The 26,780-nt window shown below is 61.8% G+C and carries 27 protein-coding genes and 1 tRNA gene; 12 read left to right on the forward strand and 16 right to left on the reverse strand.

All coding sequences use genetic code 11. The features are described from left to right. Positions 1–81: 81 nt before the first annotated feature. The 3 genes from C483_RS17700 to C483_RS17710 form a co-directional block, all read right to left on the reverse strand. On the reverse strand, positions 82–1,191 hold the full coding sequence (locus C483_RS17700) for a type I restriction enzyme HsdR N-terminal domain-containing protein (protein WP_241431533.1): 1,110 nt from the start codon (positions 1,189–1,191) through the stop codon (positions 82–84). A 367-nt stretch (positions 1,192–1,558) separates the two neighbouring features. Continuing rightward, positions 1,559–1,642: transfer RNA gene (locus tag C483_RS17705), tRNA-Ser, on the reverse strand. A 40-nt stretch (positions 1,643–1,682) separates the two neighbouring features. Beyond that, on the reverse strand, positions 1,683–2,456 hold the full coding sequence (locus C483_RS17710; protein ID WP_006654736.1) for a hypothetical protein: 774 nt from the start codon (positions 2,454–2,456) through the stop codon (positions 1,683–1,685). 169 nt (positions 2,457–2,625) lie between these two features. Here C483_RS17710 and C483_RS17715 point away from each other — a divergent pair, with 169 nt between their 5' ends. After that, on the forward strand, positions 2,626–2,850 hold the full coding sequence (locus tag C483_RS17715) for a hypothetical protein (protein ID WP_006654737.1): 225 nt from the start codon (positions 2,626–2,628) through the stop codon (positions 2,848–2,850). 23 nt (positions 2,851–2,873) lie between these two features. Here the strand turns inward: C483_RS17715 and C483_RS17720 are convergent, their stop codons facing one another. From C483_RS17720 to C483_RS17735, 4 genes are all read right to left on the reverse strand, one after another. Further along, positions 2,874–3,485 carry a uracil-DNA glycosylase gene (locus C483_RS17720; RefSeq protein WP_006654738.1) on the reverse strand — a complete coding sequence of 204 codons (612 nt, stop codon included), beginning with the start codon at positions 3,483–3,485 and terminating at the stop codon, positions 2,874–2,876. Positions 3,486–3,577: 92 nt separating this feature from the next. After that, positions 3,578–3,847, reverse strand: coding sequence for a hypothetical protein (locus C483_RS17725; protein WP_006654739.1), 270 nt, complete (start codon positions 3,845–3,847; stop codon positions 3,578–3,580). Then, a complete protein-coding gene (locus tag C483_RS17730) occupies positions 3,844–4,920 on the reverse strand; it encodes an Mrp/NBP35 family ATP-binding protein (protein WP_006654740.1) in 1,077 nt (358 codons plus the stop codon). Before C483_RS17730 ends, C483_RS17725 begins: the two co-directional genes overlap by 4 nt. An 80-nt stretch (positions 4,921–5,000) precedes the next feature. Further along, positions 5,001–5,342 carry a hypothetical protein gene (locus tag C483_RS17735; protein WP_006654741.1) on the reverse strand — a complete coding sequence of 114 codons (342 nt, stop codon included), beginning with the start codon at positions 5,340–5,342 and terminating at the stop codon, positions 5,001–5,003. A gap of 107 nt (positions 5,343–5,449) precedes the next feature. Between C483_RS17735 and C483_RS17740 the strand changes: the two genes are divergently transcribed. From C483_RS17740 to C483_RS17750, 3 genes are all read left to right on the forward strand, one after another. Then, positions 5,450–5,824: a DUF5783 family protein gene (locus C483_RS17740; protein WP_006654742.1), complete on the forward strand. Its 375-nt coding sequence runs from the start codon at positions 5,450–5,452 to the stop codon at positions 5,822–5,824. A 57-nt stretch (positions 5,825–5,881) separates the two neighbouring features. Further along, positions 5,882–6,733, forward strand: coding sequence for a translation initiation factor eIF-2B (locus C483_RS17745; protein ID WP_006654743.1), 852 nt, complete (start codon positions 5,882–5,884; stop codon positions 6,731–6,733). Positions 6,734–6,814: 81 nt separating this feature from the next. Beyond that, a complete protein-coding gene (locus C483_RS17750) occupies positions 6,815–8,101 on the forward strand; it encodes a TIGR00341 family protein (protein ID WP_006654744.1) in 1,287 nt (428 codons plus the stop codon). A gap of 15 nt (positions 8,102–8,116) precedes the next feature. Here C483_RS17750 and C483_RS17755 read toward each other — a convergent pair whose 3' ends face one another. Beyond that, positions 8,117–8,827 (reverse strand): ThuA domain-containing protein, encoded by a 711-nt coding sequence (locus C483_RS17755; RefSeq protein WP_006654745.1) that lies wholly within the window; start codon positions 8,825–8,827, stop codon positions 8,117–8,119. A 262-nt stretch (positions 8,828–9,089) separates the two neighbouring features. Between C483_RS17755 and C483_RS17760 the strand changes: the two genes are divergently transcribed. Further along, entirely contained in the window at positions 9,090–10,280 is a 1,191-nt protein-coding gene (locus C483_RS17760) for a Gfo/Idh/MocA family protein (RefSeq protein WP_006654746.1), read from the forward strand. Between the two features lie 286 nt (positions 10,281–10,566). On the opposite strand, the gene psmB is transcribed toward C483_RS17760, so the two are convergent. Both psmB and C483_RS20560 read right to left on the reverse strand, forming a co-directional pair. After that, a complete protein-coding gene (psmB, locus tag C483_RS17765; protein WP_006654747.1) occupies positions 10,567–11,298 on the reverse strand; it encodes an archaeal proteasome endopeptidase complex subunit beta in 732 nt (243 codons plus the stop codon). Between the two features lie 215 nt (positions 11,299–11,513). Continuing rightward, positions 11,514–11,684, reverse strand: a complete 171-nt coding sequence (locus tag C483_RS20560; RefSeq protein ID WP_006167408.1) for a hypothetical protein — start codon at positions 11,682–11,684, stop codon at positions 11,514–11,516. Positions 11,685–12,036: 352 nt separating this feature from the next. Between C483_RS20560 and C483_RS17770 the strand changes: the two genes are divergently transcribed. Then, on the forward strand, positions 12,037–12,390 hold the full coding sequence (locus tag C483_RS17770; RefSeq protein WP_006654748.1) for a DUF555 domain-containing protein: 354 nt from the start codon (positions 12,037–12,039) through the stop codon (positions 12,388–12,390). Between the two features lie 146 nt (positions 12,391–12,536). Then, positions 12,537–13,076 carry a CBS domain-containing protein gene (locus tag C483_RS17775; protein WP_006167411.1) on the forward strand — a complete coding sequence of 180 codons (540 nt, stop codon included), beginning with the start codon at positions 12,537–12,539 and terminating at the stop codon, positions 13,074–13,076. Positions 13,077–13,171: 95 nt separating this feature from the next. On the opposite strand, the gene C483_RS17780 is transcribed toward C483_RS17775, so the two are convergent. After that, complete coding sequence (locus tag C483_RS17780; protein ID WP_006654749.1) at positions 13,172–13,585, reverse strand: helix-turn-helix transcriptional regulator; 414 nt, start codon at positions 13,583–13,585, stop codon at positions 13,172–13,174. A 226-nt stretch (positions 13,586–13,811) separates the two neighbouring features. Between C483_RS17780 and C483_RS17785 the strand changes: the two genes are divergently transcribed. Further along, complete coding sequence (locus tag C483_RS17785) at positions 13,812–14,366, forward strand: hypothetical protein (protein WP_006654750.1); 555 nt, start codon at positions 13,812–13,814, stop codon at positions 14,364–14,366. A gap of 44 nt (positions 14,367–14,410) precedes the next feature. Here C483_RS17785 and C483_RS17790 read toward each other — a convergent pair whose 3' ends face one another. From C483_RS17790 to C483_RS17800, 3 genes are all read right to left on the reverse strand, one after another. Beyond that, positions 14,411–15,391: an aldo/keto reductase gene (locus C483_RS17790; RefSeq protein ID WP_006654751.1), complete on the reverse strand. Its 981-nt coding sequence runs from the start codon at positions 15,389–15,391 to the stop codon at positions 14,411–14,413. 309 nt (positions 15,392–15,700) lie between these two features. Continuing rightward, positions 15,701–16,249: a hypothetical protein gene (locus C483_RS17795; RefSeq protein WP_006654752.1), complete on the reverse strand. Its 549-nt coding sequence runs from the start codon at positions 16,247–16,249 to the stop codon at positions 15,701–15,703. After that, the gene (locus C483_RS17800) at positions 16,246–18,789 is read right to left on the reverse strand and encodes a penicillin acylase family protein (RefSeq protein ID WP_006654753.1); all 2,544 of its coding nucleotides are present in this window, start codon (positions 18,787–18,789) and stop codon (positions 16,246–16,248) included. The genes C483_RS17795 and C483_RS17800 overlap by 4 nt, the downstream gene beginning before the upstream one ends. Positions 18,790–18,968: 179 nt before the next feature. On the opposite strand from C483_RS17800, the gene C483_RS17805 reads away from it, so the two are divergent. Next, positions 18,969–19,322 (forward strand): winged helix-turn-helix transcriptional regulator, encoded by a 354-nt coding sequence (locus C483_RS17805; protein WP_006654754.1) that lies wholly within the window; start codon positions 18,969–18,971, stop codon positions 19,320–19,322. Between the two features lie 92 nt (positions 19,323–19,414). Here C483_RS17805 and C483_RS17810 read toward each other — a convergent pair whose 3' ends face one another. Together C483_RS17810 and C483_RS17815 are read right to left on the reverse strand one after the other, a co-directional pair. After that, positions 19,415–19,861 (reverse strand): UPF0179 family protein, encoded by a 447-nt coding sequence (locus C483_RS17810; protein WP_006654755.1) that lies wholly within the window; start codon positions 19,859–19,861, stop codon positions 19,415–19,417. A 52-nt stretch (positions 19,862–19,913) separates the two neighbouring features. After that, positions 19,914–20,336 carry a DUF5820 family protein gene (locus tag C483_RS17815; protein ID WP_006654756.1) on the reverse strand — a complete coding sequence of 141 codons (423 nt, stop codon included), beginning with the start codon at positions 20,334–20,336 and terminating at the stop codon, positions 19,914–19,916. Between the two features lie 708 nt (positions 20,337–21,044). Between C483_RS17815 and C483_RS17820 the strand changes: the two genes are divergently transcribed. From C483_RS17820 to C483_RS17830, 3 genes are read left to right on the forward strand one after another with little or no spacing between them, the layout of a single operon-like run. Then, positions 21,045–23,117, forward strand: coding sequence for a PrkA family serine protein kinase (locus tag C483_RS17820; protein ID WP_006654757.1), 2,073 nt, complete (start codon positions 21,045–21,047; stop codon positions 23,115–23,117). Between the two features lies 1 nt (position 23,118). Then, the gene (locus tag C483_RS17825) at positions 23,119–25,404 is read left to right on the forward strand and encodes a PrkA family serine protein kinase (protein ID WP_006654758.1); all 2,286 of its coding nucleotides are present in this window, start codon (positions 23,119–23,121) and stop codon (positions 25,402–25,404) included. A gap of 28 nt (positions 25,405–25,432) precedes the next feature. Beyond that, positions 25,433–26,758, forward strand: coding sequence for a YeaH/YhbH family protein (locus C483_RS17830; RefSeq protein ID WP_006654759.1), 1,326 nt, complete (start codon positions 25,433–25,435; stop codon positions 26,756–26,758). The last annotated feature ends 22 nt before the right edge of the window (positions 26,759–26,780 follow it).

Raw genomic sequence — 26,780 nt, forward strand, 5'->3', positions numbered from 1 at the left:
TTATTCCTCACTAACGGGTCTTGAGCCCTAGCTTGACTGAGTGTAGAAAATATTGCCCCACATACATGACCCCCACAAAACTTACCAATCGCCCTCAAACCTCACTTCTAAACCACATTTGTCAGCCATTCTTCGAATTTCTCTCTTTTTCCCATCTTTGTTCAGCTTTGTGTCAATATAATTTCCATCAGCTAGCTTTTTATACACGGGTACAGCCTTGTCCCACTCGGATTTATTATTGATTATAGCTTTTGCATGGCTTGGGACCCACGGAAGAGGCTCTAGTTTTGCAATTAAGTCGTAGTAGTCCACGAGAATATTTGTTGTATCAACCATCACTTGGCTTTGTTCACGATTACTAACTGCTGCAATTTCATTACCACCGTCAAGGATAGAAACAATATACTTCCCAGATTTGTCTAATTGGTTAATTCCGACGCTCTTGTCAGATGGTGAGTTATTCTCAGAGTCCCTGTCTTTCTTCTCTTCCTCTTTTGACTGTAATTCAAGTACAGTTTGGGAACTTTCAGTAATGGATGTGGTATAGGAATCACTGTCTTTCTCAAATAATATGGAGTCCTTATCGGAGATTATTTCTTCTTCAAGATCTCGGACAATTCTGTCAATCATTTCTTTAGATTGAGGCTCAACAAGAGATGAGATTGAATCAGATACGTTTTTGCTCAAAAGAGTCGTGATGCTTGTTGCCAAAGTGTCTTTCTCGGCCTCGAGGGTTTGTCGGGCCTTTCGTAATTCGTTAATTCGGTCTAGAATCTTTCCAGATTCCCCTGATTCAATAGCATCTTTTGTATAAGCCTTTAAAACGGTAACCCGAGTGGGGAGGTTACTAAGCACTGTGTCCCCCACCTTCTGGACATTTACTTTAGAGGCATTTACGTGTCGTTGGAAAAACCGATACTGTTTCCCGTTTGTGAGGATTCCATAAGTAACATTCTTATTCATCATGTACGACGATAGCTGCTCCTCATGGTCCGTTGTTAAAGAGGTGTCTACACCCTTGGCTTCAATGAAGGCAACTGGTGTTTCTTCAAGAATGAGAGCATAATCCACTTTGTATGTCTGTCCGAATGCCTCAACTGAGTACTCAAGTTGTGTATTAGAAGGAATTTCCCAATCAAGAAGATCAAGGAAATCAGACAAAACAGCAGCCTTGGTGTTAGCTTCGTCCATCTGAGGCGAGGCATCAAAAACGGCTTCAGATTGGTCGACATAGTCTTGAACAGACTCTCTATTCATCCTGTGCTGTCATATCTCATCGGTACTATATCAAACCCTACGAATAAGTTCGACTTTCTGTTACAGTAGAGGTCTGTATTGCACCGAATAGAATATCTTTTGTCGAGGTCGTGACTTAGTTAACTTCGAACCTAATCTCTGGTAACCTTCTGTAAAAGAATCAAGAGAATTTTCCGCATACATATCTTACTTGCCACAAAATGGTGAGAGTGGGATTTGAACCACGGTCGGAGCAAAGCTCCTCCCTAATTCAAATCCCAACGTATTCGCTTTGCTCCTCACGTATTGTTCGTCGCAAAAGCGGTGGGGATGGGATTTGAACCCATGAGGCTTGACAGCCACCTGCTCTCAAGGCAGGCGCGTTAGGCCGCTCTGCCACCCCACCTCACATGCGTCTTCCTCGTGCGCTCAAAAAGGGTTATCGGTTACGACCGCTCGAGCTGCTCGTCATCGCCAACCGAGAGTCCCAGCTCAGAGACCACCGCTGCCGTCGCCTCTGCATTCAATCGCCCGGCCTGCTCGCGGGCCTCGAGCATCGCGAGCGTCGCACACAGCCCCGCCTCGATCCCGATCGTCGGAAGCATCGGCGCGAATCCAATTCTGTGGTCTGCGGCCGCTGCCTGCGTCGCAAGCGTCGATACCGCCGGCGTCTCGTAGGCGTCCGTAAAGTCGATCGGCTCGCTGAAGCCCGCGAAGTACGCTCGGCCGTTCGATGACGGACCGATCACGGTGTCGTGGCGACGCAGTGACATCGCCGCCCCGTCGATTTCGGTCCGGGCGACCAGCGGCACCGTCGGCTCGAGTACCCCCACGGCGTCAGCCCCCTCTCGCTCGAGGAGGTGGGTGACGGTGTTGCCGATGCGCGCCGAGTGCGTGGAGCCGACCTGGCGTTCGAATCTGACGGGGGCGTTGTCATCGTCTGCACTGTCGGCGGCGACCGACTCGAGTGCATCCGCAGCGAGCGTTCGGACTGCGGCTTCGGCGTCTGTGTTGTCGTCGACGAATTCGGCGGGAAGTGTGTCCTCGTCGCGGTAGTTGAGCAGCACCTCGCCGCCGCTTTGCTCGGCGGCGCGGAGTGTATCGGTGACGGCGGCTTCGTAGAGCGCGACGGCGTCGGTGTCAGTGAGTGGTGTCGATTCGACGAGCGACGACAGCACGAGTCCCGGACGCGGCGGGTCGACGGGAACGACGACGATCATGTGCGGTGGTCGGGGCCGTGAACTCTTGAACGCGGCGTTTTGGTGGGCGCGCTGCCGGAGACGGGTCGTGTTGGTGTGGATGTGAGCAGGTCATACCGAACGGGCACACGATACCGACAGCACCGCGAAACTCGGACGTATTATAATCGTGGAGTCTGTGCCCTCACGTATGGCTACTCGATCACTTACGATTCCGGGGCTGCTCGGCGCGCTGAGCATCGGCGTGCTGGCCGTCCTCGGTGTCTACGGATTCGTCACTGGCTACCTACTCGAGTCCCCCGGTGCGTTGTTCGTACCGACGATTGCGACGCTCGGGCTCACGGTGGTTGTCGTGGGAGTGTTGGTTGTGCTCGGCGCGCGCTCGAAGCGCTGGCGGCAGAACCCGTACTGGTAGTATCGCGTCTTCTTGCCCGTTCGTTACCGCTCCTGCCGTCCCTTCGTTTGACGATAATCCGACGCCATCAGCGACGCGAAGTGCTCAACCCACGCCTGCGTCTGGTCCTGTGACTGCTCGCGCGGATCGATCATCGGAACCAGTTCGAAGCCACGGCCGCGGATCGTCGTCGCGTGTGCGTCGGGCAGCGTCAACTCGTCTGCGGGCGTCGTGGTGTATTCGATCCCGAGTTCGGTCAGCGCGCGCTCGCCGACAGGGATCAGAATCTCGGGGTTGATCATCCGAATCTCAGCGTTGAGGTAGGGCTCGCAGGTACCGATCTCCTCGTCGGTCGGCGGCCGCTCCGGATCGCGACAGCGCGTGAGATTCGTCAGGTACACGTTCTCGAGTGCGGGCCGATCTGCGGGCGACGTTGCATCGCAGAGCGCGAGGCGTTCGAGGATGCGTCGGAGGTCCGTCTCGGAGTCTGTGTTCCCCTCGGACGGTCGGGATACTAGCGGAATCCCCGTCTCGTCGGCTGCCGCGGTCGGTCGCTCGCCGACGAACAGGAAGTCCGCGCCGACGTCGCCGTAGCCGTGGACGACCTGCGTGCGCGTCTCGCAGAGCGCCGGACAGTTCCGACACTCCTCGTCCATGCTAAACGGATTCACCCGCGTTTGCTGATTCGCGTCCACAGCGGGTACTCGAGTGGCGAGACTAAAAACGCCGCGACTGCCGCTGTAGTGGGTCAGCGACCCAGGCCGCCGCGTTCGTTGACCTCGAGAATGAACTTGACGTTGCGGATGATTTCCTCCGGCGACGTGTCCTCGGACTCGTCGTAGAGGTCGCTGGTCCGGTAGAGGATGTTCGCGAGTTGCTTGCTCTCACTCGAGTCGCCGCGGACGTCGTCGGCGACGGCGCGGATGCGTTCGACGCGCTCTGGGTCGGGAGCGAACTCGCCCTCTTCGGCGCTTTCACCGCCGTCCGTCAGTACGGCTGTCTCTTCAACTCCCGTCATTGATCCAGCGATGGCGTGTCGTGCTGTCGGCTCTGGGAAACGCCCTGCCGGTGGACGATTCCCGTGTTGTTCGCCACGTTCTGGGTGAGCGTTCGGAACGAATCGCCCGTCTCGCTGTCGTCATCGAGCACCGTCGGCTGGCCGCCGTCGCCACCCTCCCGAACCGCAGGGTCGAGCGGGATCGAGCCCAGGAACGGCATGTCGTGGGTCTCGGCGAACTCCTCGCCACCGCCGGAGCCGAAGATGTCGTGCTCGCCGCCGCAGTCGGGGCAGGCGAACGTCGACATGTTCTCGGCGATGCCCAGCACGACGGTGTCGTGTTTGGCGAACATCTCGAGTCCCTTCCGGGCGTCGTCGAGTGCCACGTCCTGGGGCGTCGTGACGATGACTGCGCCCGTAACGGGCATGGTCTGGAGCATCGTTAGCTGCGTGTCGCCGGTCCCCGGTGGGAGGTCGACGACGAGGTAGTCGAGGTGGCCCCACTCGACGTCCTCCGTCAGCTGCGTGATGACCTTGTGGACCATCGGGCCGCGCCAGATGACCGGATCGTCCTTCCCGGTGAGGAAGGCCATGCTCATCAGCTTCACGCCGTACTTCTCCGGCGGGACGAGCGTCTCGTCCTCGGTCGCCATCGGCGGCTCGTCGGCGTCGACCATCCGCGGCACGTTCGGTCCGTAGATGTCGGCGTCGAAGAGGCCGACGCGCGCGCCGAGCTGGGAGAGGCCGGCCGCGAGGTTGACCGCGACGGTCGACTTGCCGACGCCGCCCTTTCCGGAGGCGACGGCGATGATGTTCTTGACGTTCGGCAGTACCTGTTCGTCGGTTTCGAAGTCGTCTCGGTCGGGGATGCTCGCGGAGAGCTCCGGCTCGAGTCCCTCGCCTTCGAGCAGGCGGCGAATCTCGGCGGCGATATCGGATTCGGTTGGCGAGTAAGGTGCGCCAAGCGCGAGATCGATGTCGACGGTGTCGCCCTCGACGGTGAGCTCGTTGACCAGCCCGAGGGAGACGATGTCCTCGCCGAGTTCGGGATCCTCGACCGATCGGAGACGGTCGCGAACGGCGGCTTCGTCCATGTGGGAAGGTACTTGCGGGCGTCGAAAAGGGTTGTGTTCGCTTCGGACTGGGTGTTGTGTTCGCCTCGGACCCGGTATGGTCACGGGCTGAAATCGAACCGCGGACCGCCGTACGTCGGCGGATCCGGATCCAGTTCGACCCCCTGCTCGAAGCGCACGAAGTTAAGGTAGAACGGCCGGCCACAGCCCTCGATCGGCTCCTCGGCGAGGTCGGTGACGGGGCCGTCTTCGCCGCAGATGAACGCGATACCGTCGGCGGCCTCGCGAGCCTCGAAGCCGTCGTCCGGCGTCGCGTACTCCCAGCCCGGCTGTGAGTGTTTCGTGACCGAGCGATCCGCGAGGTCGGGTCCGCGTTCGATACTGTGGACGGCGTCGCAGTGGGGGCAGGTGTACCGGACGGTGATCGAAGATGAAGACGTCATTAGCGATGCTAGGATGCCATGCACCGTAAGCGTGCGGTCGCCGTTGTCGTTGTGCACCACGATGGCGGAGCCGAACCGTTTACCGGCTGGCGATCCCAAAATCGGCTATGACCGAGCGCGAGGACGAAATTGGAGCAGACGCCGAACCCGGGACCGAAACCGAGTTCGACCCCGAAAAGTTCGAGGAGAAGTACGTCTACTACTTCGAAGAACTCGAGACGGCCTACTCGAACGCCTACCAGCAACTGCACGGACGGGTGGACTCCGAAGTCCTGCGCGCGATCGACCGGCAGGTGTTGAGCGAGAGCGAACCGCTCTACGAGGGAGACGGCGAGTTCAGCGTCGAACTCCCCGACGACCCGAAAGGACGGGTCGGTGCCGTCGGCGCTGGTGACGAGCAGTTCGAGGCCGTCCTCTCCGAGTTCACCGAGCGGATCGAAGGTGAGCTGCGGCGACTCTTTGGATTCGACTCCGCAGAATAGAGCTTGCCAACCGCTCGACCCGGAACACCTTTTGCGCTTACGAGAATTCTTGCAGGTATGATCGACGAGACGGTCGAGGAGATTCAGGACATGCAGACGCACAGCTCCTCGGTAGTCGCGGTGAACGCGACACGTGCACTCGAGGACCTGCTCGATCGCGAGTTCGCAACTGCCGAGGAGTACATCCGGGCGCTCGAGCGCAACGGCTCGGTGCTCCGGCGGGCGAACCCATCGCACGCCTCGCTCCAGAACGCGGTTCGGGAAGTCGTCACGAGCGTCACCGACGCCGATCCCGAGAGCGTCGAAGAAGCCAAGGAACTGACCCAAGAGCAGATCGACGTGGTCGTTTCGCGGGTCGAGTCCGCCAAGGACCGCGCCGCAGAGAACGCAGTCGAACACCTCGCGGACGGTGCAACACTGCTGACCCACGACTACTCCTCGACCGTTCTCGAGGCGTTAGAGCAGGCGACGGCCGCAGGCAAGACGTTCGAGGTCTACGTCACCGAGGCTCGACCACGCTACATCGGTCGCAAGACGGTCCGTCAGCTCGCGGCCCTCGACGGCGTCGAGCCGACGCTGATCACGGATAGCGCGAACGGCTACTACCTTGGGGAGTGTGACCGCGTAATCGTCGGGATGGACTGCATCGTCGACGACACGCTCTACAACCGCGTCGGAACGTTCCCGATTGCGGCGACGGCGAACGAACTCGACGTACCGGTGACGGTGCTTGGCTCGTCCTCGAAGCTGATTACGGAAGGGTTCGTCTTCGAGAACGAGTTCCGCTCTGGCAGCGAGGTCATGCCCGAACCCGCGGAGGGCTTCGACGTTCGGAATCCGGCCTACGACGCGACGCCGGTGTCGCTACTCGAGAGCGTGATTACGGACGAGGGACGACAGACGTTCTGATCGCCGGACACTCCGTTCTTCGCGGCTGACAGTCACGATCCCGTGACGACAGCCTATGCCACTGTCCGTCGTACTGGTAGTATGCGCCTCGTTCAGGTGTTCGTTCCAGAGGGGGAGTTGGACCTCGTACTCGAGACGGCCGACGCGGCCGGGGTCGATTACGCCGTGTCGGCGGAGACGAGTCACGACGAGTTCGAGGCACTCGTCTCGATTCCGGTCCCGCCGGCCGGTGTCGAACCGCTCGTTGCCGAGTTCAGAGAGGCGGGCCTGGCCGACGCCTCCTACACTGTCGTAACGGCTGCAGAGACCGTCGTCTCGGATCGTACCGACGACCTGTACGGGCGGTTCACCGGGACGCGAATCTCTCGTGAGGAGTTACAGGCACAGGCGGTCGACCTCGCGCCGGCGGCCTCTACCTACTACGTCCTGTTGATCGTCAGCACGATTATCGCGACGGCCGGCCTGCTGCTTGACTCCGCCGCGACGATTATCGGTGCGATGGTGGTCGCCCCGCTCATGGGTCCCGCGCTCGCGGCGAGCGTCGGCGTGGTCGTCGACGACGACGACCTCGCACAGCGGGGGGTCATCCTGCAGGTCGTCGGCCTGCTCGCCGCCGTCGCGACCGCCGCGATACTCGGCTGGCTGCTCCGGGGCTCGGTGTTGCTCCCGCCCGGCTTCGATATCACGACTGTCCCGCAGATTCAAGAACGGATCACACCGAACGTACTCGCACTCTTTCTCGCGCTCGGTTCCGGAATCGCGGGTGTCATCAGCCTCATCCGGGACGTTGGGTCGGTCCTAGTCGGCGTCGCGATTGCCGTCGCACTCATCCCGCCGGCCGCGACAGCGGGCCTTGGAATCGCCTGGGGACACCCCGAAGTGGTCGTCACCGCCGGCACGCTCGTTCTCATCAACCTGCTCTCGATCAACCTGACCGCCTTACTGTTGCTCTGGTTCTCCGGCTACCGGCCACAGAAGATCGGCAGTATCGACCGCGTCTACGGCCGTCTACGAGCGCGTGTTGCCGTTATCGTCGTCGTCATCGCCGTCCTCTCGCTCGTCCTCGGTGGCGTCACCTACGGCACGTACCAGACTGCCGCCGTCGAACACGACGTCCAGACCGAACTCGCCGCAATGAGCGACGACCCCGAATTCGGCGACCTCGAGTTTCAGGAGGTCTCCGTCCAGTACGAACTGATCGACGTCTACACCGGCGGCCAGCCTGCAGTTACCGTGCTCGTCGAGCGACCGCCCGGCGAGACAGAATCACCCAACTTCGCCGACATCGTGCGCGAGCGACTCGAGTCGGCGACAGGAACCCAACTCGAGGTCGCCACCGAACTGGTAGACACCCAGCGAAGCGGCTAGTTTCGCTCCTGCTCGTTACGCGCGCTCGCCGAACGACCGCGGTGCCCCCTCGCGCGGGCTCGCCCACTCGACGGCGTTTTGCAGGACTTGCTGAATCTCCTCGTTCTCGTAGATCGGATACGTCTCGTGGCCCGGCCGGAAGTAGAAAATTCGCCCGCTCCCACGCCGGTAGCAACAGCCGCTGCGGAAGACCTCCCCGCCCTCGAACCAGCTTGTAAAGACCAGCTGGTCCGGTTCCGGGACATCGAACGGCTCGCCGTACATCTCCGTCTCCGGTAGCTCGATGCACTCGCCGAGGCCGTCCGTGATCGGATGCCCGGGGTCAACCACCCACAGCCGCTCGGTCGCGCCGTCCTCGCGCCACTGGAGGCTGCAGGTCGTCCCCATGAGCCGCTTGAAAATCTTCGAGTAATGTGCCGAGTGGAGGACGAGTAATCCCATGCCCTCGAGTACCCGCTCCTGAACGCGGTCGACGATTTCGTCGGCGACCTCGTCGTGTGCTTCGTGGCCCCACCACAGCAGGACGTCCGTCTCGTCGAGCACGTCCTCAGTGAGACCGTGCTCGGGTTCGTCGAGCGTCGCAGTCTGGACCTCGTACTGGTCGCCTGTCGCCCCCGTTCGGAACAGTTCGGCAAGGGCTTCGTGGATCCCGTCTGGATAGATGGCCGCGACCTCGTCGTCCTCGCGCTCGTGTCGGAACTCGTTCCAGATCGTAATCGTTCGCATAGCTACTCCTTCAGTATCGAGTCCCTTAGCTCACGTGATGGGGGGATAACGGCCTCCAGAGGACCTGTCACAGTGGCTGACTCACAGCACAACCCGAGAAATTAATCGGTCACAACCCTTATTTTGATCGCTGACTGCGTCCCTCTATGGACTGGGACGGGCCACAAACATCATCACTGCCGCTGGCTTCTCGCTGTATGACCTCTACATCCTCCACACACCGCCGATCACGGGCGTGTCGAATCCGTCGAGGTGATCGCCGGTGATCGGCACCGATGTCGGTGTCGGCATCGTCGGTCTCGGTGGCATGGGCAACCACCACGCACGGAACGTCACGGAACTCGGCGCAACAGTCGTCGCAGGTGCTGACCTCGTTCCCGAGCAACGCGACCGCTTCGCCGCGGAGTTCGGTGCGGACACCTACGAAACGCACGAAGAACTCGTCGACGACGACGCAGTCGATGCTGTCATCGTCACGACGCCGAACCGGTTTCACGAGCCGATTACGATCGACGCACTCGAGGCGGGCTGTGACGTACTCGTCGAGAAACCGCTCGCACACACCCTCGAGAGCGCAGAACGGATCGTCGAGGCCGAAGCCGAGGCAGACGGTTTCTGTATGGTCGGCTTCCACAACCGTCACGCAGCCTCGATGGCGATGTTCGAAGAACACCACGCCCGCGGCCGCTTTGGCGAACTAACCCACATCGAGGCCAACTACATCCGCCGACGCGGCGTCCCTGGTCCCGGCTCGTGGTTCACCAACGAGGATCTCTCCGGCGGCGGGGCACTGCTCGATATCGGTGTCCACGCACTCGATCTTGCCCTCTATGCGCTCGGCTTCCCCGACATTACCGAGGTCTCCGGCGTCGCACGGACGACCTTCGGCGCACAGGAGGAGTACGCAGACCCTGACGGGTTCGGCGACAACTGGGATGCAAGCGCCGACACGTACGAGGTCGACGACTCCGTCAGCGCCTTCATCCGCTGTGCCGACGGCCAGACGATCTCGCTCGAAGCCGCCTGGGCGACTAACCGCGAGGAGAGTATGGACTTTCGCATCCGCGGCACCGAGGCCGGTGCCCAGTTCGATATCGGAGACACCAACATCCAACTCCTCGGTGCCAGTTCCGCCGGCTGTGACCACTACACCGATACCCAGTTCACCGGCGATTCGACCCTGACCGGCTACACGGAACAGGACGAACGGTTCCTCACCGCCGTCGCAACCGGCTCCGAACCGGCGACGAACACGATCGACGAAGCGCTCGTCGTCCAGCGCGTCATCGACGCTGTCTACCGCTCGAGTGAGACCGGTCGCTCTGTGCCAGTCGAGTCTGTCGCTGGTGTGCACTCGAGTCCAAGCGAAACGAGTAAAACGAGCGGAGCGAACGGGGCAGGGGAGCCTGGCGAGACCGGTGAACTCGAGGCAGAGGCGGAAGCGGATTTCTGAGTGGGTATGCCTGCTCCTGCTCCTGTTCCTGTTATTGTTCTTGTTCCTGTTGTCGTCACTGGTAGTATCGTTCTGGCGCTGCCCTGACCTGCTGACCCGTCCCCGTTTGTTCTCCGCTTTGCATGCTGTACGCTGCGTGTTATGAGCATGGACAGCGGGCCGAGAAAGAGAACGTGTAGACTGTCCCTTTTGACGTGCGGTTCGAAAAGCGCCGCGTTCAATTGAGTCGCCCGCTCAAGCGGCAGGCGGTCGACCAGCGACCAGACGGAGAGATGCTGCCGTCAGTTTAGACGACTTCGTCGAAGTCGTGGTGGCCATGGATGTCGACGCCTTCGTCCGTAATCTCACAGAGGAAGACACCGTTACCGGAGCCGGTGTCACGCTCTGCGGCGGACTTGATCGCGCGTGCGGCGATCGTGGTCGCCTCGTCGTTCGAGAGATCCTCTTCGAACTCCTGCTCGAGCAGGCCGTAGGCGAGTTGCATACCGGAGCCAGTGACGGTGTAGTCGTCTTCCATGACGCCGCCCGCCGGGTCGATACTGTAGACGTGGCTACCTTCCTCGTCGACGCCGCCCAGGATCGGGTGGATGGCGAAGAACGGACCGCCGCGGGCGAAGTTGCCGGCGAGGGTCGCGAGCGCGTCCATGCTGATCGGCTCGCCGCGGCGTGCCTCGTAGAGGTTGACTTCGGCGCGGAGGCTGCCGATGAACGACTGGGCACCGCCGACGCTGCCGACCATCGTCAGTGCGCCAGTTGGGTGGATCTGTTCGACCTTCTGGACGTTCTTGTTCGAGACGAAGCGTCCGCCGAGGCTTGCGCGCATGTCCGTCGCGATGACGACGCCGTCGGCAGTTGAGATACCGATCGTCGTCGTCCCCGTCTTGTTCACGTTATCGAGGTCCGCGCGCGAGAACTCGTTCTGGGGCATCGAGCCGACTTCTGGCTCGTATGGGTTCGGGTCGTCGGCCAGCTGATCGACCGTCCGGGAGAAGTCCGAATTATGCTGTGGTGCTCGCATTGACCGAACGTTACGACCGGCACGATATAAAACATCGGCGGTCATCGTCCTTGTTTCCGGTTTGTTCACCGCCCGTTTGGCGCTCGTTTTAGCGTCGACTGCAGGCGACGAGACCTGAGATGAGGCGTCCTGACGCCTTCTCGGCCGCGAACTCGGCGACGCCGCTCCAGGTGGAGTTGCGTGCGCCGCAAAACGAGTGCAGTGGTAGTACCTGATCAGTGCTGTGCGCCCTCGTAGGCGTTCTCGACGGTGTCGATGAGGCGGTGGACCGGGAGCGTAATCCCGGCCTGGCGGGCGGCGATGGCGAGTGGCATGGCAACGATGCCGACCATGATGCACAGTTGGTACAGCGCGAACAGCGTTGCGTGGTACACGCGGGAAATCATCAGCGTTCAGCCGTGGCTCAGACGAGGGTGATATATAAAAGTTCGTTATTGCCAGTATTCATAATGATTGTACCTGTTCGATTGGGTCGGCGCAGTCATGCGATTCAAGGGAGGTTGCGCTCGGGCAAACTCAGGGTGTACTCGAGTCGGAATCTGGCTAAGCGGGTGGCAATCGACACACTGAATTTGCATAACTTATGGAGGCCATTTCGTTCCCGTGCGCGCTCGTCGGCGCGCCTGTATCGTGTTTAGCACTCGCATGGGAGTGTGCGTGACGATTCGCGTCGAGATTCTCGCGGTGGAGGCGCGGACGAACCGCAAGACAAGAAACCCCCCGGACCGACCACGATGTATGGGCAACTATCTCGTCGCGATGGAAGCAGCGTGGCTCGTTCGTGACGTCGATTCAATTGACGACGCGATCGGTGTCGCAGTGAGCGAAGCCGGAAAGCGACTCAACAGCGAGAATATGGACTACGTCGAGGTCGAAGTCGGCGCGACGGGCTGTCCGGCCTGTGGCGAGCCGTTCGACTCCGCGTTCGTCGCGGCCCAGACCGCACTCGTCGGCCTGGGACTCGAGATGGAAGTGTTCAACGCCGACAGCGAGGAACACGCCTCCCGCATCGCAAAGAGCGAAGTCGGCGGCGCACTGCGTGACGTGCCGCTGTCGGTCGTCGAGATTATGGAAACGCCAGAGGACGAGTAACGAACGAAAACGGCCACAGCGTCCGCAGTATCCCTCGAGACCGCATTGCGGAATATGAGGACGGGTGCTGTCGGGTGGACACTCGTCGACCCGGAAGATTCACACCCACCCAAAGGTCTTTCTATAACCCCTGGTTATTGGCTGCTATGGAACTGCCAACCCCTGCGGACCTGCGCCAGCGACGGACCGACCTCGGGTTGACCCAGAGCGAACTCGCCGAGACGGCGGACGTCTCCCAGCCGCTAATCGCCCGCATTGAGGGCGGCGACGTCGATCCGCGTCTCTCGACGCTGCGTCGAATCGTCAACGCACTCGAGAAGGCCGAGAGCGACGTGGTTCGCGCGGACGACCTGATGAACGAGGCTGTCGTGAACGTGACGCCGGACGATCCAGTCAAGGAAGCGGCGCGAAAGATGGAAGAGGAGGCCTACTCGCAACTCGCCGTGATTCAGGACGGGATTCCGGTCGGCTCGATTAGCCAGAGTGATCTGGTTCATCTCGACTCGGCGGCCCGCGACGAACCGATCGCGGATCACATGAGCGAGAGTTTCCCGACGGTGTCGAAGGATGCGACCCTGGACGAGATCAGTAACCTGCTAGAGCACTACAAGGCCGTGATGATTACGGAAGCGGGCGAAACGGTTGGGATCATCACCGAGGCAGACGTCGCGTCGCGATTCTCCTGAGCACCGGCGATGCTGCGCTCCCCAGAGCTTGCGCGCTCGAAAGTTTCACGCTTGGACGTTTGGGCGCTGTGGAAGGTCACCCGGCCGGCTACCGTCTACTCGAGTGCAGGTCGGGGCGCGTTTTCGTAGCGGATCATCTTCTCCGGTTTGTCGGAGATGGTCTCGTACAGTTGCTGGAGGGTTTCCTCCGCAGCGAGGACGTTGTGCTCGTCGAGGAACTGCCGGCCGTCGTCGGTGAGCGCGTAGAACTTCCAGGGGTAACCTTGCTGGCGCTCGTCTTCGGGGAGCGAAACCTCGCGGACGACGCCGACGTCGATCAGTTTCTGGACGTGTTTGTAGACGGTTGCCTCGCTCACGCTGGGGTTCAACTGTTCGAGTTCGTACATCGAGGGCAGTTGTTCCGGGTGTTGAACGATGTTCGTGAGCAGTGCGAACCGGGTCTGTTGGGTGACGAAGTGGAGGAGCTCGCGCGCGTTCGACCCCTCGGTGGTCCCAAGCCGGGTACTCATACAGCGGCCTACGGACTGTATCACCAAGTAGTTTACCCTGGAGTGAACTACTCTGGGGTGATTTGCTCCATGGTAAATTGGTCCTGAAGACATCCTACAAAAGAATCGGAAAGGGAGGAATTGGCCAATATCTGGCGTTTCAGGGCCTGTACCCAGTATCGGAAGAATCGGAAGAATCGGAAACGGCCCGGAAACGACTATAATGGCGTGCCGATACGCATTGGATATGACCAACACCGAGCCACCCGTCCCCGAGTCGGTCCTGACGAGCGCTCGCGAGCGCCTCGAACAGGAAGAGCTCACCCTCGCCGACAACGAGGCGATCCTCCACTCGCTGAGCGAACTCACGCCGGTCTACGAGAACGAACGCTCCTACTTCGTCCTCGGGAGCTACGACCGCGATCCGATCCGCCGACTCAACCTTGTCGTCGACCGGCTCAACCGCCGTCCCGACGCCTACGCCTTCCGCATGGTCGACGTCCGCGGCGAGTGGGAAAACGGCATCCAGAAGTTCTGTCTCATCGCGGACCTCGTCACCCACGTCGTCGGCATCGCCGAGAAAGAGCCGAGTGACTTCCTCGTCGAGCAGGGCCTACTCGCGGGCACCACCGAGTTCTTCGAGAAGAGCTACGTCCTGAAGCGCGAGTATCCCGACACCGAGGAGGACCACCCCTTCGGCTGGATGCAGGACGGCGTCTTCGAGCTACTCGAGTCCGAGGGGCGACTCCACCGCTGGGAGACGGAGCCGGAGCTCGCCGAAGCTGCGGAGGCCCTTCCCTGACAGAGAGCGGCACTCACTGTCCGCGTGCGTACACGCCGGCTGGCTCAGGTGTGCCCAGACACCGGAACCGGCTCGTAGGGCTCTTCGAGATACGCCATATCCGACGCAGACAGCGAGATGTCGAGCGCCTCGACGGCCTGTTCCAGGTGTTCGACGCTCGTCGTTCCGATGATCGGCGCATCGACCCACTCTTTGTGCAAGAGCCAGGCGAGGGCGATCTGGGCCATCGTGACGCCCTTCTCGGCCGCGAGTTCGGCCACGCGTTCGTTGATCTCCGTGCCCCCGCCCTCGCGGTAGGGATGATTGTACATGTGTTCCTCTGCTTCCCCGCGGGTCGTCGCATCGATGTCCTCGTGCGGGCGCGTGAGGTAGCCGCGAGCCAGGGGCGACCAGGGAAGAACCCCGATATCTTCCTTTTCGCAGAGGGGCAGCATTTCGCGTTCCTCCTCCCGGTAGACGAGGTTGTAGTGGTTCTGCATCGTGACGAACCGGTCCAACCCAAGCTTGTCGCTCGTGTGCAACGCCTCGGCAAACTGGTGAGCCCACATCGAGGAAGCCCCCACGTACCGCACGTGACCCCGGCGAACAGCGTCGTCCAGGGCCCGCATGGTCGTCTCGATCGGCGTCTCGTCGTCCCAGCGATGGATCTGGTACAGATCAATCGTATCCACGCCCAGGCGCTCACGGCTGGCCGCGAGTTCCTGCTCGATCGTCTTCCGAGAGAGCCCTCCCGAATTGGGATCGTCGTCGCGCATCGGATGGTAGACCTTGGTCGCGACGACGGCCTCCTGCTGGTAGTCGAACTCCGCCAGGGCATCGCCGAGGATCCGCTCGGACTCGCCCCGCGAGTACATATTCGCCGTATCGAAGAAGTTGATCCCGAGGTCGATCGCGCGCTCGAGTATTTCCTTGCTCTCTTCGTCCTCGAGCACCCACTCACGCCAGTCAGAGGAGCCGAAGCTCATGCAGCCGAGACAGAGGCGGCTGACCTCCATGCCAGTGGTACCGAGTGTCGTGTACTCCATACGCGTGCGTCGACGAGAGGGGTGAAAACAGTATTGTCCGCCGACCGCCGGTATCGGAGAGCCTGGCTGGCTCCACCAGATTTTAGTGTCGAATGGGCATACATTCACGCGCATATGACGGACGAACACACTGACCGAGAGACCCAGCGCACCGACGAGGACAGTGGCATCGTCTCGCGCATCAAGAACGTGTTCGACCGCGACTAGCGCCACAGACGCGGACACGGATACGGACACGACAGACAGTCGATCGGCCGTTCTTCCGTCATCCCCGCTTACTTGGACCAACGCAAACCCCGACAGCACCAGCTACACGATTCCACGTACCAGCGACCCGAGCACTGGCAACCCAATCGCCGCACCCACGGTGAGATAGACGATCGGTGCCATCTCGAGTACCTGCGCTGTCGCCCCACCGAGGCTGATCACGAACAGGCCGAGGACGACGAGGCCGAAGCCAACCGCGGTGACGAGGGCTCGCCGGAACGTCGTCGAGACGAGTCCGACGAGCGCACCGCCAATGACGAGGCCGATCCAGTGAAGCCACGCGAACACGACGCCGAGCCCAGCGGCGAGGACGAGCGCGACAGCTCGGCGGCGCGGCTCAGATCGGACCGACTTGAGTTCCTGTTCCACTGCGGCGGGGATGCCGTCGCCGCCGAGTGTGCTGGTCGTTCGGTCCAGTGTGGGGTCTGATTCCGGACGTGGGCCGTCCTTTGAGTCCGGTTCTGAGTCGGGCCCGGGTTCTGATTCGGACTCGGACTCGGACTCGGACTCGAGGGTCGGGCCCGATCCCGAGTTCTGATTCCGGTCCTCGTTCTCGCTCCCGCTGTCGTCACCGTCAGCGTGTGACGTCATTGGTCGCCCTCCGCGACGAACGAGACATCCGGCTCGCCGTCGCCAGTCGTACGGTCCATCGGCTTCTGCTCGCCGTTTCGCCACTGATCGAACTGATCGTCGTAGTGCGGCGAGAAGTAGTCACCCGAGTTCCCGCCGGGCAGAATCGCCGTCGCGTCGCCGCCAGGTTCGACGACCATCCGCCAGCTTGCGCCAACTGCAGACTCGACGCGGTAGTTCTTGACCGTCGCCCGCGAGCCGTCCGTCGGTGCCGTCTCGTAGTCCAGAAACGGCGCTTCGACCGCGAAGGGGTGCTCGATCGTCCGCGTCGAGTTCCAGTCACCGTAGCTCTCCCACCCCTCGGCATCGATCTCCGAGCTGTCTCTTATACACATCTCTGATGGCGCGNAGAGCTCGCTGTCCTCGGGCAACGTCGCGACGATCCAGTCGTTCGGATAGTACGACTCGTCGAGCCCCGCATCCTCGAACTCGGCCTCGAAAAGCTGCCGGCGGTAGTGGTCGAACCAGCGGGCGAACACGAGCGCGCCGCGAGAGTCGCGGTCCATCCGGAAGTCCCAGTCTGCGAGCACAGCTGCTGTGTCGTCGAACTCGTCCGTCTCGTTCTCTGCGAGCGCGTCGAGCAGCTCCGGCACGAGCTGTTCAGCGCGCCCGTCGTACGTATCGTTCTGCAGCTCGCGATGGAAGTCGAGGTCCGTCGGCTCGCCGCGCTCGAGTTGCTCGTCGAGGCGGTCGTAAATCCGTTCGCCGCGGTAGGGACTCGCATAGGCGACGCCAACGTAGTGTTCCGGGTCATCAGCCACGCGCTGGTTGGCCGTCGCGAGCACGTCCGGATCGATCGCGTGCGGCTTCTCCTCGAAGGGGACGAAGCCGTCCCACGACGAGTCGCCGAACGGCGTAAAGCCCTCCCACTCGCCCTCGCCCGCGGAGCCGTCGAAGATCCGGTTTCCGGCCACCGGCTCGCCGTCAACCTCCCGAATCGGGAGTTTGCCGGTCGCGTAGTACATCGTCCGTCCCGCCGCGTCCGCGTAGACGAGATTCTGCGTGGGCAGGTCGAACTTCCGGGTGGACTCGAGTACCTCGTCCAGTCCGTCACTGCGCTCGAACTCGTAGATCGCTTCGGTCGTCCGCGTGGCCGTGTGGCCGGTCCAGGCGACGCCGACGGTCTGGCCCTCGCGCTCGAGGACGGGGCCGTGAACGGTTTTCCGGAGTGTCAGCGTTCGATTCTCGCCGCCTGCAACGGCGATTTCGCGCTCCTCGGTGTCGAACTCGCGCCACTCGCCCTGGTAGCGGTAGCGCTCGCCGTCCTCGTCGATCTCGTACTCGTAGCAGTCGAGTACGTCCGCGCCGACGTTGGTGAACGACCACGTGCCGCTGTCGTTCGCGCCGGTGATGACGAACGGGACGCCGGGGAAGGTTGCCCCCCGAACCGACGTGTCGGGCGTCTCGACGTGCTGTTCGTACCACAGCGGCGGCGTCATCAGCGTGAGATGGGGGTCGTAGGCGACGATCGGGAGCCCGCTTTCGGTGTGGTCGCCGGAGACGACCCAGCTGTTCGAGCCGACGCCGGGCGGTGACTCGAACTGCGAGAGCCAACCGGTTAGTGCTGGACCGATGCTGGCGGTAGTGTTCGTGTCGGTTTCGCTGTCCCCGTGTGCGGTGTCACCAGCAGAACCAGCGGAATCAGTGGAATCTGTGGAATCTGTGGAATCAACGGAATCAGCGAAATCAGTAGAACCGGCAGAACCAGACTGCGGCGCAGTCGCCGTCGACACAGAACCGATCCCAGCGGATTCGTCCTCGCCAGTGTCTCCCTCACCGTTCTCGTCCAGCCGATCTGCGTCGATCTCCTCCCGGAGAATCGGCACGTCGTGATCCAATCGATCCGGATACAGTGCAGCCACAACATCGTCACCGAGGCGCTCCGCAATCAGCGCCTCGCGGAGCTCGCCGAAATTGCCCGTCAGATCCCACGAAATCTGCTTCTCCATCAGCATCGAGTCCACCGGCGTCCACGGCTCGGGCTCAGCGCCGAGCAGTTCGAACTCGAGTGGCAGCTGCTCGTTTTCGATCACCGCGTTGACGCCGTCGGCGTAGGCCTCGACCAGCGGGCCGGCGGGCGTGTCGGCGACGTGCTCCCAGGTGGCCTCGGCTGCGCCGGCAAAGTCCATGGCGACGTGGAACTCGTCGTCTGCGAGCATGGCTTCGCCGACGAGTTCGGAGACCTGCCCGCGCATGACTCGTCGCTGCAGGTCGAGCTGGAAGAGGCGGTCGAAGGCCTGCGCGTAGCCGACGGCGAAGTAAGCCGCTTCCTCGTCGTCGGCGCTGATCGTCGGCACGCCATACTCGTCGTAGCGGATGCTGGCCTCGCCGTGGGGACTCTTGACGGTTTCTGGGAGCGTGCGGTCGGCCGCGTCCCAGGCGTCGCCCGACAGCGGGGCGAACTGGTCGAGGAGGTCGTGGGCGTCGGTCAGCGCCAGCCCACCGACACCGGCGGCGAGCACCCCGGCGAGAACGGTTCGCCGTGTGGTATCGTTCGTCACTAGCCGACACCTGTTCCCCGGAACACATAAACCGTCCTGTTGTTGTCGCCCCGCTGTGTGCTGTGTCGTGCGTCAGGTGCTGCTCGATAGCGGGGCGAACACGACGGGAGAATAACACAACGTTAGCTGGTTCGTTTCCGAACTGCTATGGGGGGCCAGTGTGTACGAACAGTCGAACGATGTCATCGCCCCAAACGAAGACCCGCGACGTAGACGCCAATGCGTGCCCCGTTATCCAGTCACTCGAACAGATCGGCTCGCAGTGGCGACTGGCCGTCCTCCACGAGCTACTCGTCGGCGAACAGCGTTTCAACGAGCTCAAGCGCTCGACTGGCGCGAACGCGCGGACGCTCTCGCGCGTCCTGGACGACCTCGGCGAGATGGGGTTCGTCGAGCGCCGCATCGAGGAAGACGCCCCCATCGCGACTTACTACAGCCTCACCGACAAGGGCGAGTCACTCGAGCCGGTGTTCGACGAAATCGAGTGCTGGGCGGGGAGCTGGCTCGATGAGGACGTGTTGACCCGGGAGTAAGGTTGTCGGGAACGAACGAGAGAGTCGAACGTACGTTTTTGACTGCGTGAAACAGTCAGGAGACACCGCTCATCCGATCTGATCCGATCCGATTAGTCGTCCAGATCCAGTTCCACAAGCTGCAGCGACCGGTCGAGATGACAGACCTCGTGTGGCGGATCGCCGAGAATCTCGCTAATCCGGTGTTCCTCGTCGAACGCTACGCCATCGGGCTCGCAGAACTCGTGGCTCGGACACTCGACATACGGACACGGCCCCGAGAGGGTCGTCTTGCTCCCGGCGAACGAGCCCTTGCTCGGGATATTCGCGCGCACGGACGCCGGTTCGACCTCGACAGCGCGGACGCCGCCGTCGTGCATGGCACACTCAAGTGTCTGTGCGTTTTCGCGGACAGCAGTAACGCGGTATTTGGTGCCGATATCGAGGTTGAGACACTGGCTCCGGTAGGGACAACCCGCGCAGCCGTCGGCCTCGCCTTCGTAGACGAATTCGGTTCCCGGCTCGGCGAGGCGGGAGCCGATAAGCGTGACGGTGGTCATACCGTGGAGTACTCACCACTCGCGGTTAAGCCTCACGTCACTGGGGAGACCCCTATTCCGGATCATCTGGCGTGGACGATCCACGGCCGGTAAGCTCGTCTAACCGCTCGAAGTAGTGCTCTCGCGGCACCTGGTAGCATGCACGGTAGTCGACCTCACCGGCGTCGAACTGCTCGGCGAGGTCGATCGCCGCCGTGAGTGCCTCGGTCCGGGTCGGAAAGTTAGTGCCGCCCTCGAGTGTCACCTCGGGTTCGAGATAGAACGTGACGTACCAGTCGGTCCGACCCGTCGTATCACTCGGGTTCTGTCCCGGACGACGGGTTCGCTTGCCGTGCGTAAGGTACAGCGTCGGCAAACAGGGGGCAGGGAAGTCGTCGCCGTTGAACACGTCGGGTCGGTAGGCGAGAACGAGCCGACCGTCCTCGCCCTCGGACCAGACGGTCCAGGACTCCGGCAGGGACTCGAGTGCGGTCATGGCTGCAGGTTGGTGAAGCGTCCCTAAAGGCTCGTCGTGATCCTCGAGGATGTGGGGCAAAGCGGGGGCTGTCGACTGGAATTCTCAGCCGGTGCGATAGATCCAGAAACACATAGTGGCGAACGTATCACCGTTTCTAGGAGAGCGCGCGCGAGCAAACCACGGTAATGCAGGCCGGGAATTTACATCGATACTCACGAAATGAGTGCCGTGGTATCAGTTGGCAGCGCCGCGTATCGGTACAAATTGCCGCTAATCCACTCCTGACAAATATCTTTTGGGGCCAACGTTAAGTACCTGGATTACTCACTCATTAAATACTATCGGTATCCGTCCACTGGACCGATTTACCCCACGCCCGACCGTGGAACGCCGTCGTGCGAGACTCCAGACACAGTCGTCTCGCACTGGTGCGTGGTGGGTGTTCGCACATGACACAACAGACCGTCGTCGCCGACGCTCGTCCGAACGCGCCCTCGCCGAGAGACCCCGTCTCGGTCTGGAGGGAACCCACGAGAGTCACCCGCGGATCGGCTGTGACTGGCAGTCGAGCCGTCGATGAGCCTCCGATGCAGGACCCACGCTGTTTCGTCGCCTCGTGCGTTTGCGAGAGCGCTCACAGGTGCGATCACGGATCGACACCGACACCGACACTGACGACCGACGAACGCGACCCAATCGACGGGGATCCACAACTGGCAAGATAACATGACTGGTGACATCGAGACGCTCGAGGACCTCAGCGCGGAGTACAAGGAATCGATGCCCGCAGACCTGCGGGAGACCAAATCCTTCGACTGGTATCTAGAGGAGGTGTACGCAGACCCCAAGGTGACCCGCAACGCCCACCAGCGCGTTGCGGATATGTTCGACTACTACGGCACCACCTACGACGAAACAGAGGGTGTCGTCGAGTACCAGCTAGCGAGTGAAGACCCGCTAAACGACGGTGAGAACACCTTCTACGGGAAAGTCATTCATCAATCGATTCACGAATTTGTGAACAAGGTGAAATCGGGTGCTCGCCGTCTGGGTCCCGAGCGGCGTATCAAACTCCTGCTCGGCCCGGTCGGTTCGGGCAAATCCCACTTCGACAAGCAGGTGCGGGAGTACTTCGAGGACTACACGCTCCGCGAGGAGGGCCGGATGTACACCTTCCGCTGGACGAACCTCTGTGACGTCATCAAAGACCAGGATCCAGCCGACGACACCGTTCGCTCGCCGATGAATCAGGATCCGCTCGTCCTCCTGCCACGCGAGCAGCGCCAGCGCGTGATCGACGACATCAACGAGCGCCTCGACGCACCCTATACGATCCAGAACGAGCAATCGCTCGACCCCGAGAGCGAGTTCTATATGGACAGGCTGCTCGCCTACTACGACGACGACCTCCAGCAGGTGCTGGAGAACCACGTCGAGATCATCCGCTTCGTCGCCGACGAGAACAAGCGCCAGGGCCTGGAGACGTTCGAGCCCAAGGACAAGAAGAATCAGGACGAGACCGAACTCACTGGCGACGTCAACTACTCGAAGATCGCCATCTACGGCGAGTCCGACCCGCGGGCGTTCGACTATTCAGGGGCGTTCTGTAACGCGAACCGTGGGATCTTCAGCGGGGAAGAACTGCTCAAACTCCAGCGGGAGTTCCTCTACGACTTCCTGCACGCCACCCAGGAGCAGACGATCAAGCCGAAGAACAACCCCCGCATCGACATCGACCAGGTGATCGTCGGCCGGACGAACATGCCCGAGTACAAGGACAAGAAGGGCGACGAGAAGATGGAGGCGTTCAACGACCGCACGAAGCGGATCGACTTCCCGTACGTCCTCTCCTACGAGGACGAGTCGATGATCTACGAGAAGATGCTGAACAACGCCGACGTACCGGACATCAACGTCGAACCCCACACGCTCGAGATGGCTGGCCTCTTTGGCGTCCTCACCCGGATCGAGGAACCCGACGCGGAGACTGTCGACCTCCTCTCGAAGGCGAAAGCGTACAACGGCGAGATCGACGAGGGCGACGATATCGACATCAAAAAGCTCCGCGACGAAGCCGAGCAGAAGGCGGAGATCGGTGAGGGCATGGTCGGCGTCTCGCCCCGGTTTATCGGCGACGAGATCGCGGAGGCGATCATGGACTCCAAACACCGCTCCCGGGGCTTCCTCTCGCCGCTGACGGTGTTCAACTTCTTCGAGGAGAACTTAGAGCACCACGGCTCCATCCCCGAGGACAACTTCGAGACGTACTACCGCTACTTAGAGACAGTCCGCGAGGAGTACAAAGAACGCGCCATCGAGGACGTGCGCCACGCACTTGCCTACGATCTGGACGAGATCCAGCGCCAGGGCGAGAAGTACATGGACCACGTAATGGCCTACATCGACGACGACACGATCGAGGACGAACTCACCGGCCGCGAACAGGAACCCGACGAGACCTTCCTCCGCTCGGTCGAGGAGAAACTCGACATCCCCGAAGACCGCAAGGAGGACTTCCGACAGGAGGTCTCGAACTGGGTCAGCCGCCGTGCTCGCGAGGGCGAAGCGTTCAACCCACAGGACAACGAGCGCCTGCGCCGTGCCTTGGAACGCAAACTCTGGGAGGACAAGAAGCACAACATCAACTTCTCCGCGCTGGTGTCGGCCAACGAGTTCGACGACGACGAACGCTCCGCCTGGATCGACGCGCTGATGGAACAGGGCTACTCCGAGGACGGCGCCAAGGAGGTACTCGAGTTCGCCGGCGCGGAGGTCGCCAAGGCAGAGATGGAAGACTAATATGACCGGACACGACTACGTCACCGAGGCCGACCGGGAACTCGAGGAGACCTACGAGGAGCCGATGGCGCTCGCGGCGTACGTCGACCGAATCTTCGAGAATCCGACGATCGCCTCTCACGCTTCGAAGTACCTGCTCGAGGCGATCGAAGCGGCCGGTACCCGCACGGTAGTCGAGGAAGGTGAGGAGAAGGAGCGCTACCGCTTCTTCGACGATCCGCACAACGACGGCGAGCACGCCATCCTGGGCAACACGGAGGTGTTGAACGGCTTCGTCGACGATCTCCGCTCGATCGCCGCCGGCCGGGCGAAAGACGAGAAGATCATCTGGTTCGAGGGGCCGACCGCGACGGGCAAGTCCGAACTCAAGCGCTGTCTCGTCAACGGGCTCCGGGAGTACTCGAAGACGCCAGAGGGGCGTCGGTACACCATCGAGTGGAACGTCGCGACCGCCGAGACGAGCGACCGGAGCCTGAGCTACGGCGTCGACCCGACGGCGGGAGACGACCAGAACTGGTACCAGAGCCCGGTCCAGTCCCACCCGTTGTCGGTCTTTCCGGAGCAAGTTCGCTCGCAGGTGCTTGCCGATCTGAACGAGCAACTCGAGGACCACGTTCCGGTTCGGGTCGACACCGAACTCGATCCGTTCTCGCGGGAGGCCTATGACTTCCTCGAAGAGCGCTACCGCCGGGAGGGAAGCGAGGAACTGTTCTCGGCGATTGCAGACAGCGAGCACCTTCGGGTGAAGAACTACGTCGTCGACATCGGGCAGGGCGTCGGCGTCCTGCACTCGGAGGACGAGGGGCGGCCGAAGGAGCGTCTCGTCGGCTCCTGGATGCACGGCATGCTCCAGGAACTCGACTCGCGCGGACGGAAGAACCCGCAGGCGTTCAGCTACGACGGCGTGCTGTCGCAGGGTAACGGCGTCCTCACGATCGTCGAGGATGCCGCCCAGCACGCCGATCTGCTGCAGAAGCTGCTAAACGTTCCCGACGAACAGTCCGTCAAACTGGACAAGGGCATCGGGATGGACGTCGACACCCAACTACTCATCATCTCGAACCCCGACCTCGAAGCCCAGCTGAATCAGCACGCCGACCGTAACGGCATGGATCCACTGAAGGCGCTCAAACGTCGGCTCGACAAGCACCGCTTTGGCTATCTGACCAACCTGAGCCTCGAGTCAGAACTTATCCGCCGCGAGCTGACCAACGAGACCGAGGTCTGGGAGGCCGACAGCTACGACGAACTCGAGGAGCGCATTCGCGAGCCGGTGCGGGCGACGATCAAGGGCCAGGACGGCGAGACGCGAATGCGCGAGTTCGCCCCGCACGCTATCGAGGCAGCGGCCCTGTACGCCGTCGTGACCCGCCTCGACGAGGAGGACCTGCCGAACGGGCTCGACCTGGTCGACAAGGCATTGATCTACGATCAGGGCTACCTGCAGGAGGGCGACACCCGTCGCGAAAAGGACGAGTTCGACTTCGACGACGACGGCCACGACGGCGACCACGGCATTCCGGTCACCTACACCCGCGATACGCTCGCGGAGTTGCTTCAAACTGAACGGGACCGCCACCACGCCGACCTGGCCGTCGAGGACGTCGTCATGCCCCGCGACGTGCTGAACGCGATGGCCGAGGGGATGGCGAACGCACCCGTCTTCTCGACCGGCGAGCGCTCGGAGTTCGAAAACCGCGTCGTCCCGGTCAAGAACTACATCTTCGACCGCCAGGAGTCAGACGTCATCGAGGCTATCATGCACGAAAAACGCGTCGACGAGGAGACCGTCGGCGAGTACGTCGAACAGGTCTACGCCTGGGAAACCGACGAACCGCTGTACAACGACCGCGGCGAACAGGTCGAACCGGATCCACTGAAGATGAAGCTGTTCGAAATCGAGCATCTCGGTCGGTTCTCCGAGGACGAGTACCAGGGGAACCTTCCCCGGGAGAGTGTCCGAAACTTCCGCCGCGAGAAGGTGATCACCTCCCTCAATCGTCACGCCTGGGAGCACCGCGACGAGGACTTCTCGGTGGCCGACGTGGACCTGACGGCGATCCCCGTTATCAAGTCGGTCCTGGAGAGCCACGACTGGGACGACGTGAGTCGGACCTTCGAGGACTTCGATCCGCGCCAGTGGGACGACCCGCCGAGCGGGACCGAGACGGCGTCCGTCAAGGAGTCGACGATCGACACCTTGGTCTCCGAGTTCGACTACTCCGAGGCGTCGGCCGAACTGACCAGCAGACACGTCATGGGACAGGTGAGCTACAGATGGGACTGACGAGGACGACTGACCGCGAGGTACAATCATGGGACTGAGAGACGACCTCGAACGATTCCGTGAGGTTGGCGAACAGCGCCGCGAGGATCTGGCCGACTTCATCCAGTACGGCGAACTCGGGAGCGGCCGACCCGACCAGATCAACATCCCGGTCAAAATCGTCTCCTTGCCCGAGTTCGAGTACGACCAGCGCGACCAGGGCGGCGTCGGCCAGGGCGAAGACGGCACGCCACAGCCAGGCCAGCCGGTCGGCCAGCCACAACCCCAGCCGGGTGACGGCGACGAGGACGGCGAACCCGGCGAGGAAGGTGGCGAGCACGAGTACTACGAGATGGATCCCGAGGAGTTCGCCGAAGAACTCGACGAGGAACTCGGGCTCGACCTCGAGCCGAAGGGGAAACGCGTCATCGAGGAAAAGGAAGGACCGTTCACCGACCTCACCCGAACCGGCCCGGACAGTACGCTCGACTTCGAGCGGATGTTCAAGGAGGGTCTCAAGCGTAAGCTCGCGATGGACTTCGACGAGGAGTTCCTCAAAGAACTCTGCAAGGTCGAGGGCATCACGCCACGAGACGTCTTCGAGTGGGCGCGAAACGAGAACATCCCCGTCTCGATGGCCTGGGTCGAGGAAGCCTACAGCGACGTTCCCGAGTCCGAACGGGGAACGTGGAGTTCAATTTCGGAGGTCGAGGCCAACGTCGAACGCGAGAGCGTCCAGCAGCAGATCCAGCGCGAGGGAATCAAACACGTCCCCTTCCGGCGCGAAGACGAACGGTACCGCTACCCCGAGATCATCGAGGAGAAAGAGAAGAACGTCGTCGTCGTCAACATCCGCGACGTCTCCGGCTCGATGCGCGAGAAGAAACGCGAACTCGTCGAGCGGACGTTCACCCCGCTGGACTGGTACCTCCAGGGCAAGTACGACAACGCCGAGTTCGTCTACATCGCCCACGACGCCGAGGCCTGGGCGGTCGAACGCGACGACTTCTTCGGCATCCGCTCCGGCGGCGGCACGAAGATCTCGAGTGCGTACGAACTCGCCGCCGAACTGTTAGAGGAGTACCCCTGGAGCGACTGGAACCGCTACGTCTTCGCGGCGGGTGACTCCGAGAACTCCTCCAACGACACCGAAGAGCGCGTGATCCCGATGATGGAACAGATCCCCGCGAATCTCCACGCCTACGTGGAAACTCAGCCGAGCGGGAACGCGATCAACGCGACCCACGCCGAGGAACTCGAGCGCCACTTCGGCACTGACGCCGACGACGTGGCAATCGCGTACGTCAACGACGCCGACGACGTGACCGACGCGATCTACGAGATCCTCAGCACGGAGAGTGAGTCAGATGAGTAACGACTCCGCGAACACCGGTGGT

Source organism: Natrialba hulunbeirensis JCM 10989, from assembly GCF_000337575.1.
In the GTDB taxonomy this organism is placed as follows: Archaea; Halobacteriota; Halobacteria; order Halobacteriales; family Natrialbaceae; genus Natrialba; species Natrialba hulunbeirensis.

Bases quoted from the DNA above. Each gene is read 5' to 3' on its own strand.
- psmB (WP_006654747.1), bottom strand. From the start codon at position 11,298: ATGCGAGCACCACAGCATAATTCGGACTTCTCCCGGACGGTCGATCAG.
- C483_RS17730 (WP_006654740.1), bottom strand. From the start codon at position 4,920: ATGGACGAAGCCGCCGTTCGCGACCGTCTCCGATCGGTCGAGGATCCC.
- C483_RS17750 (WP_006654744.1), top strand. From the start codon at position 6,815: ATGCGCCTCGTTCAGGTGTTCGTTCCAGAGGGGGAGTTGGACCTCGTA.
- C483_RS17720 (WP_006654738.1), bottom strand. From the start codon at position 3,485: ATGGACGAGGAGTGTCGGAACTGTCCGGCGCTCTGCGAGACGCGCACG.
- C483_RS17755 (WP_006654745.1), bottom strand. From the start codon at position 8,827: ATGCGAACGATTACGATCTGGAACGAGTTCCGACACGAGCGCGAGGAC.
- C483_RS17815 (WP_006654756.1), bottom strand. From the start codon at position 20,336: ATGACCGCACTCGAGTCCCTGCCGGAGTCCTGGACCGTCTGGTCCGAG.
- C483_RS17770 (WP_006654748.1), top strand. From the start codon at position 12,037: ATGGGCAACTATCTCGTCGCGATGGAAGCAGCGTGGCTCGTTCGTGAC.
- C483_RS17725 (WP_006654739.1), bottom strand. From the start codon at position 3,847: ATGACGGGAGTTGAAGAGACAGCCGTACTGACGGACGGCGGTGAAAGC.
- C483_RS17825 (WP_006654758.1), top strand. From the start codon at position 23,119: ATGACCGGACACGACTACGTCACCGAGGCCGACCGGGAACTCGAGGAG.
- C483_RS17735 (WP_006654741.1), bottom strand. From the start codon at position 5,342: ATGACGTCTTCATCTTCGATCACCGTCCGGTACACCTGCCCCCACTGC.
- C483_RS17785 (WP_006654750.1), top strand. From the start codon at position 13,812: ATGACCAACACCGAGCCACCCGTCCCCGAGTCGGTCCTGACGAGCGCT.
- C483_RS17775 (WP_006167411.1), top strand. From the start codon at position 12,537: ATGGAACTGCCAACCCCTGCGGACCTGCGCCAGCGACGGACCGACCTC.
- C483_RS17700 (WP_241431533.1), bottom strand. From the start codon at position 1,191: ATGGACGAAGCTAACACCAAGGCTGCTGTTTTGTCTGATTTCCTTGAT.
- C483_RS20560 (WP_006167408.1), bottom strand. From the start codon at position 11,684: ATGATTTCCCGCGTGTACCACGCAACGCTGTTCGCGCTGTACCAACTG.
- C483_RS17715 (WP_006654737.1), top strand. From the start codon at position 2,626: ATGGCTACTCGATCACTTACGATTCCGGGGCTGCTCGGCGCGCTGAGC.
- C483_RS17795 (WP_006654752.1), bottom strand. From the start codon at position 16,249: ATGACGTCACACGCTGACGGTGACGACAGCGGGAGCGAGAACGAGGAC.
- C483_RS17820 (WP_006654757.1), top strand. From the start codon at position 21,045: ATGACTGGTGACATCGAGACGCTCGAGGACCTCAGCGCGGAGTACAAG.
- C483_RS17780 (WP_006654749.1), bottom strand. From the start codon at position 13,585: ATGAGTACCCGGCTTGGGACCACCGAGGGGTCGAACGCGCGCGAGCTC.
- C483_RS17740 (WP_006654742.1), top strand. From the start codon at position 5,450: ATGACCGAGCGCGAGGACGAAATTGGAGCAGACGCCGAACCCGGGACC.
- C483_RS17830 (WP_006654759.1), top strand. From the start codon at position 25,433: ATGGGACTGAGAGACGACCTCGAACGATTCCGTGAGGTTGGCGAACAG.
- C483_RS17790 (WP_006654751.1), bottom strand. From the start codon at position 15,391: ATGGAGTACACGACACTCGGTACCACTGGCATGGAGGTCAGCCGCCTC.
- C483_RS17805 (WP_006654754.1), top strand. From the start codon at position 18,969: ATGTCATCGCCCCAAACGAAGACCCGCGACGTAGACGCCAATGCGTGC.
- C483_RS17710 (WP_006654736.1), bottom strand. From the start codon at position 2,456: ATGATCGTCGTCGTTCCCGTCGACCCGCCGCGTCCGGGACTCGTGCTG.
- C483_RS17745 (WP_006654743.1), top strand. From the start codon at position 5,882: ATGATCGACGAGACGGTCGAGGAGATTCAGGACATGCAGACGCACAGC.
- C483_RS17810 (WP_006654755.1), bottom strand. From the start codon at position 19,861: ATGACCACCGTCACGCTTATCGGCTCCCGCCTCGCCGAGCCGGGAACC.